An 18,833-nucleotide genomic window follows, 5' to 3' on the forward strand; every position below is an offset into this window, starting at 1 on the left:
CGTCATGTGCCCCGGTAGCGGTCCACCACGGAGGTGAACTCGCCGACGAGGTGCTTCGTCACGGGTACGCCGGACGGTCCGCCGAGCAGGTCCGCCAGTTCGACGTCGCACACCACGGTGACCTTGACGGTCGTGACGGCGCCGCCGGGCAGGTCCAGTTGGCCGGGCACGACCTGGACGTCCCCGTTGCGGCAGGAGACGCCCTGCTGGCGCAGCGTCGCGAGGGCCGAGTCCCGGCCCGGCTGCGTCATCCCGTCGACGCTGCGCTGCAGCGAGGCGGTGCGGGCGCCGGCCCGGGCGGCGGCCTCGACCGTACCGGCCGTGGTCTGCACCCGCCCGGCGGCGATGGCCACCAGGACCAGCCCGACCACCGGGGGCACGACGATCGCCGCCTCGATGGCGACCGCGCCGCCGTCGCTCCGCCGGACCGGCCACCACCGGGGTCGGCGCGCGGCGCGGGGCTCGGAACGGCCCTCGGAACGGCGCTCGGCGCGGAGCGCCGGCCACCGATCGGCCCAGGTCCGCGGTCTCACGGCGCCACCGCCACCGGCGGGACGAAGTGCTCGCGCGGCGCCTCGGCGAACTGCGTGAGGGCGGGCGCCGACAGCCCGGGTATCAGCAGCGGCGGGCGTACCGCCACCGTGACCCGGACCACTTCGGGCGTGCTGCCGTCGGTCGTCACCGTGTACGAGTGCACGCCCTGCCGGTCGAGGAAGTCCCTGGCCTGTCGGCGCGCCGCCTCGTTCTTCACCTCGTCCGTCGCGTTGCCCTGGATCCGGCCGGCGTCCACGCCCTCGCGGGCGGCGGTGAGCGCGAGCTGGCGGTCGTACCACAGCAGCGCGGCCTGGACGACGAGCATCAGGAGCACCAGGACGACCGGGAAGACGATGGCGAGGCTCACGCTCATCGACCCCCGGTCGCCGCGGCGGCGAGGTCGGTACGTCACTTGGTGGCGCCTCCCGCGCCCGCACCCGGCATGTTCGGGTCCTGCTCGACCTTCTGCACGACCTTGTCCTTCAGCAGGTACAGCGCGGTCGCGACGGCGCCCGCGACGAAGACCAACGCGATGATGGCGAGGGCGAGTTCGATGCTGATCGCGCCGCGGTCGCCGCGCGCGCGGGCGGCCCGCAGCCGGCCGAGCCGCAGGGTGAACAGCAGCAGGGCGAACTGCACGGGCAGCAGGACGGGCCGGATCAGCCGGCCTGCCAGGTGGACGAGTCGGACGGTCATTCGGGTCTCCCGGGGGTGGAGTGCGGTGTGGTGCCAGATGCCCTGCGAGGAGGGTCAGTTGAGCATCTGGTGGAGTGCGGGAAAGACGATCAGGACGGTCATCAGCAGGGTGAGGGCGGCTCCGGGTGCGACCATCCGCTCGCTGTCGGCGTTGGCGCGGGCGAGGTCCTCGGCGAGCAGCTCGCCGCGCAGGCCCTTGGCGCGCGCCCGCAGGGTGTCGTACACGGCGGCGCCGTCGGTGCCGGACAGCCGCATGATGTCCGCCACGTCCTGCAGCGGGCTGAGCCCCAACTCCTCGGCCAGCGCGTCGAGTCCGGCCCAGGGCGGGAGCCGGTCGGTGGCGGCGCGGTCGAGGGCGTCGCGGATGCGCCGGAACACGGTGCCGCGCCCGACCGCGGCGGCGCGGCGCAGCGCCTCGGCCGGCCCGCAGTCGGCGGCCCGCTCCAGGGCGACGAGTTCGAGGTAGGCGGCGATGCCGTGCAGGTACTCGGTGCGCGCCTCCTTGGCCTCGCCGCGCACGATGGCGTCGGGGACGAACCAGAGCAGGCCGGCCAGCAGCGGCCCGGCCAGCAGCGGCAGGACGAAGGGCAGGCCGATGTCCATCAGCGCGGCCATCGCGCCCAGGTAGGCGGGCAGCAGCAGGCCGATCGCGGCGAACAGCAGCTTGTGCACCATGAACCGGGCCGGGGCGCGGCCGATCAGGGCGAGTTCGCGGTGCGGCAGGGACACTCCGCGCAGGCCGATCGAGCGCTCGCCGATCCGGTCGTACCAGCGCGGCCGCTCGTCCGGGTCCGCGGCCCGTTCGGCGGGGGTGCGGTGCAGCCGGTCCAGGGCCTGCCGCAGGTCGGGCGGCGCGGGCCGCAGTTCGGCGATCAGCAGGGCGACGCCGCCGGCGGCGACGGCCCCGGCCAGCACGGACCAGGGGGAGATCACCGGACCTCCCCGAGCTGCTGGAGCGCCTCGTCCTCGCGCACCGGGGCGCGGCGCCCGGCCTTGCCGCGCCGGTCGGGCGCCAGCAGCCGGGGCACCGGCGGGTGCGAGGCGAGGGCGCGCATCCAGGCGATGATCGCGACGAACAGGGCGGCGACGACGGCGAGCACGATCTGGCCGAGCAGCGTGCCGTACGGCCGGGTGTACTCGGTGTTGAAGGAGCCGACCGTGACGACCAGCACGATGATGCCGACCAGCCAGCGGATGGTGGTGCGGTGCTTGGCCCGGTCGGCCTCGATGGCGCGGCGCTGGCGGACCTCCTCGCGCACCGAGTCGGCCATGTCGGCCAGTGCCCGGGCCAGGCCGGGGCCGCTGTCGCCGGACCGCAGCACGAGCGCGGCGAGCACCTTGTCGGCGGTGGCGTCGGCGACGCTGTCGGCGAAGGCCTGGAGCGCCTCCTCGGGCCGCCAGCGGGCCTGGAGCCGGGCGGCCAGCTCACCGATCTCCTCCTCCAGGGCGGCGGGGGCGGTGCGGCGGCTGGTGACGATGGCCTGGTTGAGGCCGACGCCGAGCAGCAGCACGTCGGCGATGCGCTGGGTCCACTCGGACAGTGCCTCCAGGCGTTCGATCCGGCGGGTGTCCGGACGGGTGGTGTCGAACAGCCAGGGCAGGCCGAACACGGCCAGCGGCACCAGCAGGGCGGCCAGCGGGATGCCGGTGAACAGCCAGGCGAGCGGGGCGCCGGCGAGCGCGAGCGGCAGCTGGATCCGGCGCAGCCGGGCGACCCGGGCCGAGGCGGCGCCGGGGGCGCCGTACCAGAAGACGTGGGCGCGGCCCGCCAGCGGGTTGCTCCGCTCCGGGGTCTCGTCCTCGTCCGCCGGGTCGCTGCCGCGGGCCCAGGCCACCAGGGCGACCAGGCCGCCCGCGACGGCCAGCCCGCACAGGGCGAACAGCAGCATCATCGCGCGCCACCGCCGATCCGCAGTTGCAGCGGGGTGGCCCAGCCGCCGTAGCGGGAGCCGAGCAGGGCGGCGTCGAAGCCGGCCCTGCGCAGGTCGTCCAGGCACTGCGGCGGGGTGTGCGGGACGGCCCGCGGCTCACCGAGGTCCACCCGGGGGCCGAACACGGTGTTCAGCGCGGGCCGGCCGCTCTCGCCGAGGCCTGCGACCTCCAGGACGTGGGAGACGAAGCGGTGCCGGCGGCCTCCGACGGCGGTCTCGTCGACCATGGTGACGTGCACGATGAGGTCCAGGGCGTTGGCGGTGAGCCGGTAGGCGAGCGAGTCGGTCATGTGCGAGCCGTACTCCAGGCAGAGTTCGGCGATGCGGTCGACGACCATGTGCGGGCCGCGGGCGTGCAGGGTGCACATCGAGCCGCCCTCTCCGTTGGTCATGACCCGCAGCATCGGGACGACCTCGCCGGATCGGACCTCGCCGACGATGATCCGGGACAGCGTCATCCGCAGCGCCGCCGGGATGAGGTCGCCGATCGTCAACTCGCCCGCCAGGCGGCCTTCGACGCGTTCGCCGTTGCCCTCGCGGGCCTCCATCGGGACGACCTGGCGCAGGTGGCCGAGAGTGTGCAGCCACAACTCGAACTCCGACTCCAGGGTGCCGATCCGCTCGTCCGGCGGGATCTCGGCGGCCATCGCGCGCAGCAGGCTGGTCTTGCCGACGCCCTGGGTGCCGGTGATCATCACGTTCTTCCGGGCCCGGATCGCGGCGGCCAGGAACGCGGCCAAGGTGCTGTCCAGGGTGCCGAGTTCGACCATCTCCGGCAGGGTCGCCGAGGCCACCCGGTGGCGCCGGATCGCCACGTACGGGCGGGGCGTCACCTCGGTGAGCGCCTGGAGGCGCATGCCGCCCTCCAGGCGCAGCGCGAGGGTCGGGCTGGCGGTGGACAGGCTGCGCTCGCCGCCGCCGTGCTGACGGGCCAGGTCCTGGAGCAGTTCGACGAGTTCGGCGTCGCTCTCGGCCACCGGCGGTACCTGGCGCAGGGGTTGGTGCACCCGGGAGACCCAGACGTCGTCACAGCCGTTGATCAGGATGTTCTCGATCTCCGGGTCGTCCAGGTAGGGCTGGAGTCGCCCGGCCCGGAACAGCAGGTCGAAGACGGCCTCGGCGAGCGCGCGGTCCTGCTCCCGGGTGGGCGGGATGCCGTGGGTCTGCGCGTAGGCGTCGGACCAGCGGGCGACTGCCTCCTCGATCAGCGCGCGGCCGCGCTGGCGGCGGGTGGCGCGGTCCGGTTCGGCGCCCGAGGTGGCGGTCAACCGGGTGATCTGCTGGTGCAGTTCGGCCGCGACCTGGCGCTTCAGCTCGCGAGCCACCTGCGGGTCGACGGCCGGCCGGGTGGCGGCGCCGCGCAGGTCGAGCGAGGGCAGCTGGGAGGGCACGGCGGTGGGCGTGGCCGCGCCGCCCGCCTGGACGTACGGCGGCGGCGCGGGCTGCGGGGCGACGGGGCCCGGCCGGTAGGCCTGGGGCGGGGCGGCCGCCGGCGCCTGCGTCTGGGCCTGTGTCGGGGCCTGTGTCGGGGCCTGGGTGGCCCAGGGCAGCGCGGCCGGGTCGGCCGCGGGGTGCTGGTGCAGGGGGCTACCGCGCACGGAGCACCTCCCCGGGGTTGTACGGCTGCGGACCGTTCGGGTGTGCCTGATCAGGTGTCACGGCGGGCTGCTGGAGCGGGTAGCGGCCGTCGTCCTCGGGCTCCGGGCGGACGTACCCGGGCTGCTGGCCGAACGGGGCCCCCACCTGCTGGTCGTACGGGGTGGACCCGCCCTGCTGGTCGTACGCGACGTAGCCGGCCTGCGGCCCGTACGGCGGCTGCGGCTGCTGCTGGACGTGCCCCGGGAACGGGGCCGGAGCGGCCGGCTGGGGGGCCAGCCCGGCCAGCGGCGCCACCGGGCCGGTGGTGATCACCGGCCCGACCGGCTGCGGCGGGGTGTACGAGGGCTGTTCCCCCTCCACCGGCCGGTACGCCGTCGGCACTGCCGCCTGCGGGGTCGGCACCGGGGGCTGGGCGTGAACCGCGGTCGGGGTCTGGGCCGGGGTCCCGGTCCGGGCCGCGGCGGTGAGCTGGGCCGGGACCGGCGCGGCGGTCGGCGCGAGCCGCTGGCGACGGCGGCGGACCAGCAGCTGCACCTCGTCCGCCGCCGAACGCGCCGTCCGCATCAGCTCCGAGCGGATGAACCGCCGGTCGGTGATGTCACCGCCGTCGGAGAGCACCCGGGCGGTGCGGGTGGCGTGCGGCAGCAGCCCCAGCACCGGCAGGCCGAACTCGCGCGCCACCTCCGGCCCCGAGTACGGCCCCTCGGCGACCAGCAGCAGTCCGAGCGCGTCCACCCCGGTGCCGGCCGTGGCGAGGTCCTCGGCGAGCGCGGCCAGTCGGGGCCGGGCCGAGCTCAGGCCGCGCAGCGTGGTGCGGACGGTCACCGCGACCACGTCCGCCCGGCGGGCCAGCACGGCGCTCACGCCGGTGGCGCCGGAGCGGCCGAGGTCCACGATGACGTCGTAGCCCTGCGGTTCGAGGCCGTGCAGCAGGTCGACGAGCGGCTCCCAGGTGTAGGCGAGGCCCGGGGCCTGGGTGGGGTCGGTCAGCCCGGGCAGCAGCAGCCGCTCGGCGGTGCCCTCGGGCGAGAGGTCGATCAGCTGCTCCCAGATGGTCTCGGCGAGCAGTCCGCGCCGGTCCGCGACGGCCAGGTTGCGCAGCCCGTACACCGCGTCGACCCGGCCCTCCAGGGCGCCCGCGAGCACCGCGCCGCCGTCCGGGTCGGCCTCCACCAGCAGGACCCGCCGTCCGGACTCCAGCGGCCAGGCCAGCAGCAGGGCCAGGGCCGCCGTGGTCGCGCCGGGCGCGCCCGGGCCGCCGGCCACCGCGATCACCGCCATCAGGCGCCACCCGCCCCGGTCGGGGGCACGGGGGCCGTGGCAGCGCCGGGGGTGGTCCCGGTCGCCGGGGCCGTCGGCACGGTACTGCCGCCGGTGCCCGCACCGGCGGTCCCGGTCGCGCTGCCGGCCGCGGCGGCGCGCGGGGCCAGCAGGACCTGGATCCGGCCGCCGGCCACCCACTGCGCCAGCCGGGGGCCGTCCGCCGCGCCGACGGCCACGTCGATCACCTGGCTGCCGTCGGTGTCCACCCGGCCGACCGTGATGACCGTCGCGGGCATCGAGTCGGCCTTGGTGTTGTCCGGGGTGTAGACCACGACGATCTGCAGCCCCGGCTGGAGCCGGCTGGCGGGCAGCTGGCTGCGCTTGGCCGAGACGCCGACCACGATCTGGCCGGGCTGCACCGCCAGGGTCTGCGCGACGTCGCCCCTGGTGAGCATCGCGCCGCGCTTGAGGTCGGTGGCGGCCCGCATGCCGACCGCCTTGTCCCGTTCGGTGGCGGACAGCGGCCGCAGCGCCGGATCCCCGGCGATCCGGGCCACCACCAGGTCGTCGTCGGTGATCACCTGCCCCCACGGGATGTCCCGGGCCAGCGCCAGCACGGCGACCCGCTGGCCGGTGCTGTTGTAGAGCACCGCACCGCCCAGGCCGCCGGCGGCGATCAGCGCGACGGCCATCGCCAGCACCGCCGGGCGCCGTCGCCGGGCCCGCAGCGTCCGGCCGGGGACGTGCGGGGCGGCGCGCCCCTTGCCCTTGCCCGCGCCGCCGCCCGGGGCCTCGCCCGGCCCCTGCCCCTGGTCCGGGACCGCCACGGACACCGCGGCCCCTGCGGGTGTGCCGGATCCCGGCGTCGCGAATGTACGGTTCTCCACCGGGTTCCGCCCTTCCCTCGTGCTCGTTCCGGATCGTCAGTACTGGTTTCTCGGTGCTCGGGTCACCGCTGCTCAGGCCGCCGGTGCCGGGCTTCGACACATGGACTTCGGCGCCGTGGTCGCGTGCGGCCGGGCCGCCGGCGCCCCGCAGCCGGGCCGCGGGGCATCGGACGTCCGCCGCCGCCAGGTCAGTTGAGGACCTGCACCTCGGCGACCTTGAGCGTGAAGTTCGAGGACTGCGGCATCTTGACGTCGAAGGTCTTCGCGTTCGGCCCCGTGACCACGACCTCACCCACCCAGTTCGCCGTCACCGTGCCGTTGAAGACGCCGCTCTTCCTGGTGCCCGAGCCCACGGCGAACTCGTAGCCGCAGTCCGGCGACTTGGCGGCGCCGTACTTGGGGTCGTACGGCGTCCCGGCCTTGTCGCAGGTCACGGAGACGCCGCTGTCGAAGACCCAGGTCACGCCCCTCAGCACCGGTGTGACGGTGACGGAGGCCCCCGGGACGGACAGCGTCTTGGGCGCGGGCGCCGCCACGCCGTCCAGCCAGAGCCAGACCGGCGCCTTCACCACCGCCGTGCCCTTGGGCGCGACGCCCGCCGTCGGCTTCGGGAAGCGCATCTCGTGGGCGAAGCCGAAGCCGACGTCCACCAGGTTCAGCGCCGGCGGCCCGGCCGGCGAGGTGGCCTCGAACACGATCTCGGCGCCGTCCTGGCCGCCGCCCGTCTGCGGGCAGACCTTCGAGTAGAGCGCGCCCTCGGACGGCTTGTGGCCCTGCCACTCCGGGTCGCCCTCGGGGGGCGGGTTGTCCAGCGGGCGGAAGTAGCACCCGACGCCGCTGTTGAACCAGCCGCGCTCCGGGTCGTGGCAGGGCCACTGCTGGTCGTGGTAGCTGCACAGCAGCGGCCCGTCGCCCGTACTTCCGCCACCGCCACCGCCACCGCCGGGCTGCGACGGTCCGGGCTTCGGTTTCGTGCCCCCGGAGTTGACCCCGGAGCAGATCACGTCCGGGTAGCACTGTTCGGCACCTCCGCCCGGCGGTTCGTCCGCCGCCGCCGACACCGCCGAGGCCAACAGCAACCCGGCGGACAACGGCGCGAGGATCGCGAATCGCCGGGCCGGTTTACGCGTGTTCAGCATGCCCGGTCCACCTCCCGCTTGAAGTCGTAGATCAGCCAACGTGCTTGGAACCAGCGCAGGGACGCGGTCGCGACGTAGCGGTTCAGTCGGTCGCCCGGATCCTTTGCCACCTGGGTGACGGCGTCGACGCGGTGCCATCCCGATACGTCGACGCAGTCCTCGATCACGGCGGTCTGCGGATCGGCTTTCAGGTCAATGGCCTTGACCACCGCCGAATTGCGCGGCGTTCCGGTCATCACCAGTTTGGCGTCGCGAAGTTGGCGGAGACTGACCAGGGTGTCGGTAAGGGCCCGCCCGGAAGAGTACGTCTCCAGAGCGAATCCGTCCGAATCCGACCGCCCGAATGCCTCGGCCTGGGCCTGCCACCAGTCCTGATACGTCTTCAGGGCGAGTCGCCCCATGGCACCTTCCGGCCCGTCCGTCGGCGCGATCGAGGTGTTTACCGAACCACCCGAAGGAGGTACCGGATCCACTCCCGCGACACTGGGCGCAGCCGTTCCGAGCCGATCGACGGAACCATCGGCACCGCCGCTCGCACAGGCACCGAGGAGCAACACCAGAACCACCCCACCGACCCCAACCGCCCCAGGGCGCAACACATTTCCGCGCTGCCGCATCGCCCCACCTCGTCGCGACCGACCGATTCATGATCCGTGGCCGCCGGAAGAATTCCGTCGTCCCGCAGGTGTTTCCGCTGGGGATCGATTCTTCGCCAACCCACCCCATCACGGCAACACCTCAGGCCACCTGACCTTACGCGGAAGGCGGTTCCGTCGGGGCACTTTCCCGCCACAGAACGGCCAACAGTTCTTCGGAAAGCGACAATCCGGCCAATGCGCCCCGAACCGCGGCCCGATTGCGCATCAACAGGCGCCCGCCCTGCGGCGGAACGAGCAGGCGCGCGCCCGGCGCACCCGAACTACCCGGCGCTTCGCCCCCGTCGAGCAGCGCGGCGACGGACGGCTGGAGGTCCAGCGGGGCGACGGCGGCCGGGGCACCCGGGACGCCCTGCCGCAGCACGGTGGTCAGGGCGTGGCTGAACGAGCCCTCACCACCTGGCAGTACGGCGTCCCGGCCGCGTCTGCCCGGGGTGTACCGGCCGACCCGGCCCCACAGCGGGACGCGCGGGTAGGCCAGCAGTTCCCCCGCACCGTCCTCGCCGCCGCCGCGCTCCAGCGCCGCCCAGGTGTCCCGGTCGGCCACCGCGTCGACCAGCAGCAGGGCCTCCTCGTGGTCGCCGTGCACCATCGCACTGACCACCCAGTCCCAGGCCAGGCCGCGCCGGTAGGCGTTGTCGGCGGTGCTGCCGCCGGTCACCAGGGCGAGCCGGCGCCCGCGCGGATCGACCGCCAACTGGCCGACCAGGCAGACCACCAGCCACCGGCCCGGGTGCTGGGCGGCCTCCCGGACGGCGGTGAGCATCGCGTTGGCGTCCGCGTCCGGCGCCACCTCGGTGACCCGGCAGCCGGCCGCGCCGACGTCGAAGCACATCCCGGGCAGCACCCGCGCGAGCAGCCGGGCTCCGTCCGGCGCCAGCGCCGAGCCCCCGAAGCCCCGATCGGGCCCGCCGTTCGCCCCGATCACCACCAGGTCGACCCCGCCCGCCATCCGCACGCCCCCTCCCATGCCGGCCCCGGCGCACCCGGGGCCGCCCGCCGCGCCCGCCGCTGCCGTGGTGAGCAGGGGCGCGTACCGTACCGCCGCCGGGCAGGCTACCGCTCCGGGCGGCCACCGACGGGGCTCCCGGCCCGTCCGCTCAGGGACCATGGGCCCTATCGGCACGCGCGCCGACCGGAGGACGATCGGACGCATGGAGCGTGAGGACCGTGTGGAGACCCTGAGCGAGGCCGAGTGCCTGCGACTGCTCAGCACCGTGCCCGTCGGGCGCGTGGTGTACACCGAGCACGCGCTGCCGGCCGTGCTACCGGTCTCCTTCGAGGTCCTGGACGGGCGGTTGGTGCTCGCCGTGCGCCGGGGAAGTGCCACCGCGCGCGGGCTTGACGGCACGGTGGTGGCCTTCCAGGCGGACCTGCTGGACCCGGTCACCCGGACGGGCTGGAGCGTGCTGGTCCACGGCCGGGCGGACGTGGTGCGCGAGCCCGAGCAGGTGCGGCGGGTGCTGCGGTCCGGCCTGCGGCCGTGGGTGGGGGACCCGGAGCCGCTGTTCGTCGCGCTGGTGCCGGAACTGGTCAGCGGCCGGCGGCTGTTCCCGACCGGGCAGGACGCGCTGGGGCGCGGGGCGCTGCGGTCCTGAAACACCCGCAGGCCGCCGCGCCCGGGTTCCCGCGTTCCTGTGTTCCCGGGTTCCCGCGTTCCGCACCGCTGACAGATACCGGCGGGTACGCATACGCTTCCGGCGTCCTGACCCCTCCCCCAGGAGCGCACCGTGACGAGCTTCGCCTCCCTCGCCGATCTGACCGCCGCCGTCGGCACCGAACTGGGCACCAGCGAGTGGCACACCATCGGACAGCGGCAGATCGACCTGTTCGCCGAGGCGACCGGCGACCACCAGTGGATCCACGTGGACCCGGAGCGGGCCAAGGAGAGCCAGTTCGGCTCGACCATCGCGCACGGCTACCTGACCCAGTCGATGATCCCGGTGCTGGCGAAGGAGTGCTACGGCGTCGAGGGCGTGCGCATGGCGCTGAACTACGGCTCGGAGAAGGTGCGCTTCCCGGCGCCGGTGCCGGTGGGCACCGCGATCCGGGCCACCGCCGAACTGCTCTCGGCCACCGAGGTGCCGGGCGGGGTCCAGGCGGTGGTGCGGTTCACGATCACCAGCGCGGAGAGCGCCAAGCCGCACTGCGTCGCGGAGACGATCACCCGCTTCTACGCGTAGCGGTACCGGACGGTTCTCCGCGTAGCGGCACCGGGCGGTGGCCCTGGGCGCGCGGCCGGGGCGGGGTACGCCGATTGGCCCGCGCGGGGCCGCTCACCAGGTCCGGACGGCCCATAACGAGTAATCTCCGACGAGATGGTTGTCGTATCGCAGCGGCCTCACCAGCCGCCCGGATACGCGCCCCGGCACGCCCGGTAGCCGTGACCGTCCTTGGAGGAGCCTTGCCCCGCCCCGCCCCCTGGTTCTCCCGCCTCGCCGGTCTGTCCTCGCAGTTCACCACCCCGCCGACCAGCAGCCCGACCACCAGCCCGGCCCTCGGCCCGACGGCGAACCGCACCGGGTCGGACCTGGCCCGACTGCCCCGCGCGGCCTGGCACCGGGTCCGGGCCGAGGCCTTCGGGGCCGAGCCCCGGGGCGAACGGCTGGCCCGGATCCACCGCTCCCCGCAGTTCGCCGACGGCGCCTTCCGCAACCCGCTGCCCACCCGCCGCCTGGTCTACGAGCGCAGCCCGCTGGAGATCACCCGCGCCCAGCTGACCGGGGACAAGACCCGCCGGGCGCCGACCGCCGCCGTACCCGTGCACCGGCTGCTCCCGGTCGACCTCGCCCTGCCGCCGGATTCCGGACTGCGGCTCACCTGGCTCGGCCACGCCACCGTGCTCGCCGAGATCGGCGGGCGGCGGGTCCTGATCGACCCGGTGTGGGGCGAGCGCTGCTCCCCGTTCGCCTGGACGGGGCCCAAACGGCTGCACCCGATGCCGCTGCCGCTGTCCGAACTCGGGCCGGTGGACGTGGTGGTGATCTCCCACGACCACTACGACCACCTCGACATGGCCACCATCCGCGAGCTGATCGGAACGGACGCGGTGTTCGCCGTCCCGCTCGGCGTCGGCGCGCACCTGGAGCACTGGGGAGTACCGGCCCGGCGGATCGCCGAACTCGACTGGTGGGAGTCGGTCGAGGTCGCCGGGCTCACCCTCACCGCCACCCCGGCCCGGCACTACTGCAGCCGCGGCCCGCGCACCAGCGCGCTGTTCCTCTGGGCGTCCTGGGTGGTGGCCGGCGGCGGGCACCGGATCTTCCACAGCGGGGACACCGGCTACTTCCCGGGCTTCGCCGAGATCGGCCGCCGGCTCGGGCCGTTCGACGCGACGCTGATGCAGGTCGGCGCGTACAGCGACTTCTGGCCCGAGGTGCACATGACGCCCGAGGAGGGCGTCCGGGCGCACCTGGACCTCGGCGGCGATCTGCTGCTGCCGATCCACTGGTGCACCTTCAACCTGGCGACGCACCCCTGGGAGGAGCCCGCCGAACGGGTGGTCACGGCTGCCCAGGCGCTCGGCGCCCGGCTGGCGGTGCCCCGGCCCGGCAAGCCCTTCGAACCGGTCGACCCGCCCGCGCTGCGGCTGTGGTGGCGCGCGGTCGCGGCCACGCCTCGCGGCATCGAGCCGCTGGTCCGGGACCGCAGCGCGGTGCCGGACCGGGAACGGGCGACGGATTTCAGCGAGCAGATCTCAAGATCTGCTCGCTGAAATCCGTCATCTGCTCGCTGTTACCTGCCCGCCGTCACTTGTCCGCCTCCGGCCGCCGGCGGCGGATCAGCGCCCAGGCCCGCTGCTGCACCAGCAGGGTCAGCACCCCGGCCAGTACGATCCCCAGCAGGTTCAGCAGCAACTGCACGCTGGAGCCCGAGAACTGGCGGAATTCCCCGTACCCGAGCGCGACGGTGGCGTTGGCGGCGGCGGGCACCGTGGTCACCGAGATCGCCACTCCGACCAGCATCCCGGCCTTCGAGGAGGTCAGCGAGAGCACGCCCGCGATGCCCGCCAGGAAGGCGACCACGAAGGACGTCGCGTCGGGCTGCCAGATGAACGAGGTGTTCGGCCGCGCGGCGGCGAACTTGGCCTCGCTGAACAGCCCGAGCCCGTCCATCAGCAGAGAGAACCCGACGGTCAGCGCCATCGCCACCGCGAAGCCGGTGACCAGCGCGTTCAGCGACCGCAGCGCCGGGCGCAGCCGCCGCTGGACCAGCGCCACGCACAGCCCGGCCAACGGCCCGAACTCCGGCCCGACCGCCATCGCCCCGACGACCAGGATCGCGCTGTCCAGCACCGCGCCGCACGCGGCCAGCATGGTCGCCACGGTGAGGAAGGCCAGGAACACCCAGGTGAGGGTGGACTCCTCGTGCGTGATCTCGGAGACCGACTCCCAGACCAGCGCGTCGGCCCCCTCCCCCGGGGCCAGCCGCTCGGCCTCGTCGGCGGCCGCCGAGAGGGTCAGCTCGATGCCGGAGACGTCGATCGCCCCGCGCTCGGGCAGGCCGGTCCCGCGCAGCACCCCCAGGATCTCGTCCGCCGACTCGCGGGCGACGTCGCAGAGCACCACGTCCCCGGCAGGCCGTACGGCCGCACCCGGCAGCACCACGACGTGCGTCACCCCGACCGCGGCGTCCAGGCTGCTGAGCACGGGCTCCCGCAGGTCGGGCGGGACGATCAGGCGCAGGTGCAACACGAGCACTCCGGTGGGACGGGGCGGGCGAAAGTCCCGCCCACCCTAGGCCGTGACCCGACGCCGCCAGCGACCCGCCGTCACCCGGTGGTGCTCCTCGCCCTGCTGGCGGCCGCGGTGTCACCCCGCCAGGACGTCCCGCAGGGCGCGGGCCTCCTTGACCAGGCGGCTCGATCCGCCCTGCTCCGCCGTCGCCGTCACCTCGGCCACCGGTCCCCGGGTGCGGGTGCGCCGGGCGCAGTCCGCCGCGAGGGCGAGCAGGTCGCCGAGGCCCCGGGCGGGCGTGCCCTCGCCGCCCAGCAGGGCCGGCAGCGCGGGCTCGAGCACCGACCAGACCGTGCCGTAGGCGCCCGTCCCGGCGGCCAGGGCGAGCGCCGCCGCGAGCCGGTTGAGCTTCACCGCGCCGCAGTCGACCAGCGCGCCGAGTTCGCGGCCGAGCTGCGCGCCGTCCAGGTCGCCGCGGGCGGCGAGCACCAGCAGGGCGTCGACGGCCGCCGTCCGGTCCTCGGTGTGCCGGGCGCCCAGGCCGTAGGCCAGCGCCAGGTGCAGGGCGAGCCCGGCCGGGCCGCCGGCCTCGGCGAGAGCGGGCAGCAGCCGGCCCGTGTCGCGCTCGTCCCGGTCGGCGCCCGCGGCGAAGTGGTCGAGCCACCGGGCCGCCAGTTCCTCCCGGTGCCAGGGGAGCATCGCGGCCCAGTGCGCCGTGGGCCGCCACGTCCAGCCGCCCACCTTGCGGGCCCGGGCCACGCTCGGCTCGGTGCCCTCCAGCAGCGCCCTGAACTCGGGGGCGAGCCGCTCGCCGTCCGGGCCCTTCGGGCCGGCCCCGATGCCGGGCTGGGCGACGGCCACCCGCCGGACGTCCTCCCACCAGCGGTCCGCGTACTGGTGGCCGTGCTTCGAGCCCCGGCCGGGGGCGAACAGCACCCGCTCGGACGGCTGGTCGGGCAGGCCGCCGGTGCGCAGCCACTGGGCGACCCACCGCCCGGACGGCGAGGTGAGCGCCTCGGCGGCACGCAACACCCCGGCGTCGGCGCGGGGGCCGACCCGCAGCAGGGCCGCGCACAGGTCGGCCCGGCCGGGGGTGATGCCCGCCGCCTGGTACCCGGCGAGGCGTTCGACCAGCGTGCCGGGGTCGAGCGCCCCGGTGGTGTCGGTCGGGATGGCCAGCAGGTAGGGCGGCCGGTCGGCGGTCACCTGCCAGGCGGCCTCCTCCAGCCGGGCGGCGAGGGCGGTGCCCTGCGCGGTGTCGTTCTGGCCGCGCAGCGGGGAGCGCTTCTTCTTGCCGCCGAGGAAGTCCCAGACCCGGTGCGGCGGCGTCTCGCCGGCCACCGCGGCCGCGACGTAGAGGACGTCCCGGGGCGAGCAGTCGTGCCAGCGGCCGACGCCGCTCCACGGGTGGACCCGCCGGACCGGCTCCAGCGCCTCGGCGAGCGCCGCCCGGTCCTGGTAGGCCTGGCGGACCAGGCCGTCCAGCACGCGCTCGAAGACCGCCGGCTCCGGCTCGTCGGCGGCGAGCAGGGCGGACAGCTCCTGCGCGAGTTCGGCCGCCGAGGCGATCGGCGGGCCGATCGGGAGGGGCTGGGGGGCGGGCGGGAGGAGTTCGTTCCACCCGGTGTCCGGGTCGTCGTCGCCGTCGCCACCGACCGGTGCGCCGAACAGTTCACCGGCGCGCCGGTGGTGGGCGGGGTTCAGCGCCTCGGCGGCGAGCCGCAGTTCGGGCAGGACGGCCTCCCCGGCCACGCGCAGGTGGCGGGCCACCACGTTCAGCGCCCGCTCCTGGACGGCCTGGTCCGGGTGCCCGAACGCCTCGGCGGCCGCGAGCACTACCGGCCCGGACCGCCCGGGCTCGCGCCGGGCCGCCCGCTCCAGCCAGCCGAGTTGGGCGCGGACGAGCTTCTTCTCGGCCCGGAACAGCACCACCGCGGAGGACTCGACCAGCACCTCGGGTTCGATCAGCCCGGCCTCGTCCAGCCCGGCGAGCACCTCCTGGGCGTGCCCGGCGACCACCGACAGCCCGTCCAGCAGCGGCAGCACGTCCCGTACCCGGGCGGCGTACTCCTGCGGGGTCGGGGCGAGGGCCCTCAGCACGTCGAGGAAGAAGCGCTGGTCGGCCGGCTTGCCGCCGCGCAGCAGCCGGGCCAGGCAGCGGTCGATCAGGTCGGCCCGGTCGAGGTCGCCGGCGGCGGCGAGTTCGGCGATCGCCTCCGTAAAGGCGTCCCCGGGGCGGGGGCTGAACCGCAAGGACACCGCGCCACCGATGTCGGCGAGTTCGAACACCCGGGGCAGCAGCAGCGGGGTGAACGCGTCGGCCCGCAGCAGCTCGACCAGGGTGGGCCGTGCGCCGCTGCCCCGGCGCTGGCGTTCCATCCACTCGCGGACGAAGGGCTCGCTCTGCGGCACCGCGCAGCCGGTGCGGCGCACCACGGCCTCGATCACCGGGTACAGCGCCCAGCCCCAGCTCGGCGCCGGCCGGGCGGCGAGCCGGGTGGCCACCTCGATCTGCCACTCCACCGGCTGCGCCGCGACGAGTTGGCCCACCGCCGGGTGGCGGGCCCAGCCGAGCGAGGTGAAGTCGCGGGCGCCGAGCCAGGTGGCGGCCCCGGCCGGGCCGGGGTGGCAGCCGGCGCCGGCCAGCAGCAGGGCGCCCCTGGTGGCGAGCGCCTCCTTCGACCACTCGTCACGCAGTTCCTTGCGCAGCGCCTTCAATGCGAGCAGGCAGTCCCGGCGCTGCGCCTGGTCCAGCGCGGCGACCAGCGCCGGTATCTGCGGCATCCGTCCGCCCCGGACGGCGGCGAGCAGGTCCTCGACCGCCGCCTCGCCCCGCACCGCCTCCGGCATCGGCGCCACCGCCGTCGCGCCCCGCACCGCCTCCGACCCCCCTGCCGCCGCGCTCATGCCTGGACCCCCTTATCCGTCGTCGGAACCGCCGGGACCGCCGGGACCGCCGGAACCTGTTCCCCGGCCGCCCGTTGGGCCGCCTCCCGCACCATCGCGACCGCCAGCGCGTGCTTGCACGGACCGCGCCCGCCACGGTACTTGGCCCACCAGAGGCAGGTGCAGCCGAGGCGCCCCGCCTCGTCCGTACGCACCCGCTGGATGTGGTCGTCCACCATGACGACGGCCGTCGTGCCGCCCGGCTCCAGCCGCACCGCGCCCGCCGCGACCAAGGCCTGGGCGGCACGCAGCCGCGGGTTGGCGGCCTCGGCCCGCCCGGCGTCGTACGGGAGCTGGCGGTGGAAGTAGGCGGCCTCGGCGGTGTCGTAGCCGATCTGCCCGGCGGTGCCGAGCCGGGTGAGCGCGGCGCGGACCCGCTCGTGGCTGAGCCCGGACTGCTCGGCGAGGTCGGCGACCTCGATCCGCGGCTCCCAGGCGAGCAGTACCGCGACGAGGTCGGCGTCCTGCTCGGCGGTGCCGGTGGCGAGCGCGCCGAGCATTCCGCCCTCGCCGGAGAAGCCCCGGGAGGCGTCGGGCGAGAGGGTCAGGGTGAGCCGCATGCCGGGCAGGACCACTTCCCACGCCGAGGCGGCCGGGCCGGTGGCGGCGACCGGGCCGTACACCCGCAGGGCGAGCGCGTGCCGCAGCACCCGCTGGAGCGCCACCAGCCGGTCGGGCCCGGGCAGGCAGACGGCGCCGGGCACCGGCCGGGTGGTGGGCCGCAGCGTCCGCCCGGCCGGGACGACCCAGGCGGTGCTGGAGCGGCCGCCGCGCGGCAGCGAGCGCAGGAAGCGGACCGCCTCGGCGGCGGGCAGTTCGGCGCGCAGGTCGAAGCCGGCGGCGACGACCTGGGTCTCGGCGAAGCCGCGCAGCCAGCGCTGCGGCAGCGGCACCTTCTTCTCGACCAGCGGCCCGTCGAAGCTGGTGACCTCCAGCGCGTCCGGCCCGACCGCGAGGTGCAGCGGGTCGCTCGGGCCGATCCTGGTCAGGGCCTCCCGCAGCGGGTTGTTGACGTCCACGTTGGTGGTGCCGTGGCCGATCTCGTCGCCGTCGAGGCCGGCCTGGAGCACGTCGAGCCGGGCGTAGACGCCGCAGCAGCCGGAGAACGACTCGAAGCGCAGCCGGTCCCCGTTGGCGGTGACCACCGGGTCGAGCGAGGAGCGCAGCTGCGGCTGGTAGTACCGCGCGGCGGCGACGTCCGCGACGGCGAGCAGCGCGGCGGCGGCCGGCGCCGGGTCGGCCAGGAAGCCCGCGAAGAAGCGCGGGTTGGCCGTTTCCCCGAGCGGGGTGGCGCCGCCGGAGGTGGCCAGGTCGAGGTGCCGGCCGTCGGCGCCGTCGAGGACGGCGGACGGGCGCAGATAGGCGTACGCGTGTGCGGATTGCGTCATGTCGAACACGCTAGGTGAGGGCACTGACAATCCGTCGGGCCGCGACCGCACTGGAACAGGTTCTACCAGGCGCCGGAGCCCCGGGGCGTTACCCAGGTCACACCGCGGCGCGGCGGGATTCTGCCACTATGGGCCCGTGACCGACCTGACAGAACAGGAAATCCGGGCCGACCGCCCGGCCGGCTCGTTCGCCGGACTGCTGGAGCTGGAACGACTGGACGAGAACACGTTCCGGGGCCGCTGCCACGCCGGGGCGCCGATGCGCGCCTTCGGCGGACAGGTCGCCGCGCAGGCGCTCACCGCCGCCGGCCGCACCTGCGAGGGCCCGCGTGCGGTGCACTCGCTGCACGGCTACTTCCTGCTGCCCGGCGACCCGTCCCAGCCGATCCGCTACGAGGTCGAACGGGTCCGCGAGGGCGTCTCCTACACCACCCGCCGGGTGACGGCGGTGCAGAACCAGAACGCGATCTTCACCCTCTCCGCCTCCTTCAAACGCCCCGAGACCGCGACCGACCGCCACCGCACGATGCCGCCGCTGCCCGGGCCGGAGACCCTGCCGGACGCCTTCTCGCTCTGGGACCCGGCCCTGCGCGCGGCGATCACCGGCACCGGCGGCTTCCGCGACCTCGAACTGCGCTTCGTCCCGCCGGACGCGCCGGGCGTGCCGGCGTCCGTGCCGGGGATGCCGCAGCAGTTCGTCTGGCTGCGCATCGCCTCCCCGCTGCCCGAGGGCGACCCGCTTCTGCACGTCTGCGCGCTCACCTACCTCTCCGACCTCACGCTGGCCTCCACCGCCGGGCTGCACGAGCAGCCGAACTTCTTCCAGCGCACCGAGCCGCCCCGGCTGCTGATCGCCTCGCTCGACCACGCGATGTGGTTCCACCGCCCGTTCCGGGCCGACGAGTGGCTGCTGTTCGCCCAGCGCAGCCCGTCCTCCTCGGACGGCCGGGGGCTGTCGCTCGGCGAGTTCTACGACCGGGACGGGCGGCTGGTCGCCTCCGCCGTGCAGGAGTCGCTGATCCGCCGGCTGCGCTGATCCGGCGCGGGACGGGACGGCGCGGGGCGGAACGGGCCGGGGCGGAACGGGCCGGCGGCCCGGACCCCGGCGACGGTGACCG

The 18,833-nt window shown here is 75.4% G+C and carries 18 protein-coding genes; 4 read left to right on the top strand and 14 right to left on the bottom strand.

All coding sequences use genetic code 11. The features are described from left to right. Window positions 1–2 precede the first annotated feature (2 nt). The 11 genes from ACIP37_RS09845 to ACIP37_RS09895 all read right to left on the bottom strand — a co-directional run bounded on the left by ACIP37_RS09845 (window position 3) and on the right by ACIP37_RS09895 (window position 9,657). Window positions 3–533: a TadE/TadG family type IV pilus assembly protein gene (locus ACIP37_RS09845; protein ID WP_400805062.1), complete on the bottom strand. Its 531-nt coding sequence runs from the start codon at window positions 531–533 to the stop codon at window positions 3–5. Continuing rightward, window positions 530–907, bottom strand: coding sequence for a TadE/TadG family type IV pilus assembly protein (locus ACIP37_RS09850; protein ID WP_063350046.1), 378 nt, complete (start codon window positions 905–907; stop codon window positions 530–532). Before ACIP37_RS09850 ends, ACIP37_RS09845 begins: the two co-directional genes overlap by 4 nt. Window positions 908–942: 35 nt before the next feature. Further along, the gene (locus tag ACIP37_RS09855) at window positions 943–1,230 is read right to left on the bottom strand and encodes a hypothetical protein (protein WP_363579173.1); all 288 of its coding nucleotides are present in this window, start codon (window positions 1,228–1,230) and stop codon (window positions 943–945) included. A 54-nt stretch (window positions 1,231–1,284) separates the two neighbouring features. Then, window positions 1,285–2,163, bottom strand: coding sequence for a hypothetical protein (locus ACIP37_RS09860; RefSeq protein ID WP_400805059.1), 879 nt, complete (start codon window positions 2,161–2,163; stop codon window positions 1,285–1,287). Next, window positions 2,160–3,122 (bottom strand): type II secretion system F family protein, encoded by a 963-nt coding sequence (locus ACIP37_RS09865; protein ID WP_363630645.1) that lies wholly within the window; start codon window positions 3,120–3,122, stop codon window positions 2,160–2,162. Before ACIP37_RS09865 ends, ACIP37_RS09860 begins: the two co-directional genes overlap by 4 nt. Further along, a complete protein-coding gene (locus ACIP37_RS09870) occupies window positions 3,119–4,759 on the bottom strand; it encodes a CpaF family protein (protein WP_400805057.1) in 1,641 nt (546 codons plus the stop codon). Before ACIP37_RS09870 ends, ACIP37_RS09865 begins: the two co-directional genes overlap by 4 nt. After that, window positions 4,749–6,041, bottom strand: a complete 1,293-nt coding sequence (locus ACIP37_RS09875; RefSeq protein ID WP_400805055.1) for a hypothetical protein — start codon at window positions 6,039–6,041, stop codon at window positions 4,749–4,751. Before ACIP37_RS09875 ends, ACIP37_RS09870 begins: the two co-directional genes overlap by 11 nt. Then, a complete protein-coding gene (locus ACIP37_RS09880; RefSeq protein WP_363579183.1) occupies window positions 6,041–6,856 on the bottom strand; it encodes an SAF domain-containing protein in 816 nt (271 codons plus the stop codon). The genes ACIP37_RS09875 and ACIP37_RS09880 overlap by 1 nt, the downstream gene beginning before the upstream one ends. Window positions 6,857–7,098: 242 nt before the next feature. Continuing rightward, a complete protein-coding gene (locus tag ACIP37_RS09885) occupies window positions 7,099–8,049 on the bottom strand; it encodes a hypothetical protein (protein ID WP_363579185.1) in 951 nt (316 codons plus the stop codon). After that, a complete protein-coding gene (locus ACIP37_RS09890; RefSeq protein ID WP_400805053.1) occupies window positions 8,043–8,666 on the bottom strand; it encodes a hypothetical protein in 624 nt (207 codons plus the stop codon). The genes ACIP37_RS09885 and ACIP37_RS09890 overlap by 7 nt, the downstream gene beginning before the upstream one ends. 136 nt (window positions 8,667–8,802) lie before the next feature. Beyond that, window positions 8,803–9,657, bottom strand: a complete 855-nt coding sequence (locus ACIP37_RS09895) for a hypothetical protein (RefSeq protein WP_363579189.1) — start codon at window positions 9,655–9,657, stop codon at window positions 8,803–8,805. Between the two features lie 202 nt (window positions 9,658–9,859). Here ACIP37_RS09895 and ACIP37_RS09900 point away from each other — a divergent pair, with 202 nt between their 5' ends. The 3 genes from ACIP37_RS09900 to ACIP37_RS09910 all read left to right on the top strand — a co-directional run bounded on the left by ACIP37_RS09900 (window position 9,860) and on the right by ACIP37_RS09910 (window position 12,420). Continuing rightward, a complete protein-coding gene (locus tag ACIP37_RS09900) occupies window positions 9,860–10,303 on the top strand; it encodes a pyridoxamine 5'-phosphate oxidase family protein (protein ID WP_063350036.1) in 444 nt (147 codons plus the stop codon). Between the two features lie 132 nt (window positions 10,304–10,435). Next, window positions 10,436–10,888, top strand: coding sequence for a MaoC family dehydratase (locus tag ACIP37_RS09905; protein ID WP_363579191.1), 453 nt, complete (start codon window positions 10,436–10,438; stop codon window positions 10,886–10,888). A 347-nt stretch (window positions 10,889–11,235) separates the two neighbouring features. Then, window positions 11,236–12,420 carry an MBL fold metallo-hydrolase gene (locus ACIP37_RS09910; RefSeq protein ID WP_363579651.1) on the top strand — a complete coding sequence of 395 codons (1,185 nt, stop codon included), beginning with the start codon at window positions 11,236–11,238 and terminating at the stop codon, window positions 12,418–12,420. Between the two features lie 34 nt (window positions 12,421–12,454). Here ACIP37_RS09910 and ACIP37_RS09915 read toward each other — a convergent pair whose 3' ends face one another. The 3 genes from ACIP37_RS09915 to ACIP37_RS09925 form a co-directional block, all read right to left on the bottom strand. Then, entirely contained in the window at window positions 12,455–13,399 is a 945-nt protein-coding gene (locus tag ACIP37_RS09915; protein ID WP_363579193.1) for a DUF389 domain-containing protein, read from the bottom strand. 117 nt (window positions 13,400–13,516) lie between these two features. Further along, window positions 13,517–16,288: a DUF6493 family protein gene (locus ACIP37_RS09920; protein ID WP_400805050.1), complete on the bottom strand. Its 2,772-nt coding sequence runs from the start codon at window positions 16,286–16,288 to the stop codon at window positions 13,517–13,519. Next, window positions 16,285–17,715 carry an SWIM zinc finger family protein gene (locus ACIP37_RS09925; protein ID WP_400805048.1) on the bottom strand — a complete coding sequence of 477 codons (1,431 nt, stop codon included), beginning with the start codon at window positions 17,713–17,715 and terminating at the stop codon, window positions 16,285–16,287. The genes ACIP37_RS09920 and ACIP37_RS09925 overlap by 4 nt, the downstream gene beginning before the upstream one ends. Before the next feature lie 136 nt (window positions 17,716–17,851). On the opposite strand from ACIP37_RS09925, the gene ACIP37_RS09930 reads away from it, so the two are divergent. Next, window positions 17,852–18,751: an acyl-CoA thioesterase II gene (locus tag ACIP37_RS09930; protein ID WP_363616798.1), complete on the top strand. Its 900-nt coding sequence runs from the start codon at window positions 17,852–17,854 to the stop codon at window positions 18,749–18,751. The last annotated feature ends 82 nt before the right edge of the window (window positions 18,752–18,833 follow it).

Source organism: Kitasatospora sp. NPDC088861, from assembly GCF_044750105.1.
GTDB lineage: Bacteria > Actinomycetota > Actinomycetes > Streptomycetales > Streptomycetaceae > Kitasatospora.

What these genes read in the sequence shown, in the direction of transcription:
- ACIP37_RS09850 (WP_063350046.1), bottom strand. Translation starts at nt 907, where the DNA reads ATGAGCGTGAGCCTCGCCATCGTCTTCCCGGTCGTCCTGGTGCTCCTG.
- ACIP37_RS09875 (WP_400805055.1), bottom strand. Translation starts at nt 6,041, where the DNA reads ATGGCGGTGATCGCGGTGGCCGGCGGCCCGGGCGCGCCCGGCGCGACC.
- ACIP37_RS09900 (WP_063350036.1), top strand. Translation starts at nt 9,860, where the DNA reads ATGGAGCGTGAGGACCGTGTGGAGACCCTGAGCGAGGCCGAGTGCCTG.
- ACIP37_RS09885 (WP_363579185.1), bottom strand. Translation starts at nt 8,049, where the DNA reads ATGCTGAACACGCGTAAACCGGCCCGGCGATTCGCGATCCTCGCGCCG.
- ACIP37_RS09890 (WP_400805053.1), bottom strand. Translation starts at nt 8,666, where the DNA reads ATGCGGCAGCGCGGAAATGTGTTGCGCCCTGGGGCGGTTGGGGTCGGT.
- ACIP37_RS09895 (WP_363579189.1), bottom strand. Translation starts at nt 9,657, where the DNA reads ATGGCGGGCGGGGTCGACCTGGTGGTGATCGGGGCGAACGGCGGGCCC.
- ACIP37_RS09920 (WP_400805050.1), bottom strand. Translation starts at nt 16,288, where the DNA reads ATGAGCGCGGCGGCAGGGGGGTCGGAGGCGGTGCGGGGCGCGACGGCG.
- ACIP37_RS09855 (WP_363579173.1), bottom strand. Translation starts at nt 1,230, where the DNA reads ATGACCGTCCGACTCGTCCACCTGGCAGGCCGGCTGATCCGGCCCGTC.
- ACIP37_RS09865 (WP_363630645.1), bottom strand. Translation starts at nt 3,122, where the DNA reads ATGATGCTGCTGTTCGCCCTGTGCGGGCTGGCCGTCGCGGGCGGCCTG.
- ACIP37_RS09925 (WP_400805048.1), bottom strand. Translation starts at nt 17,715, where the DNA reads ATGACGCAATCCGCACACGCGTACGCCTATCTGCGCCCGTCCGCCGTC.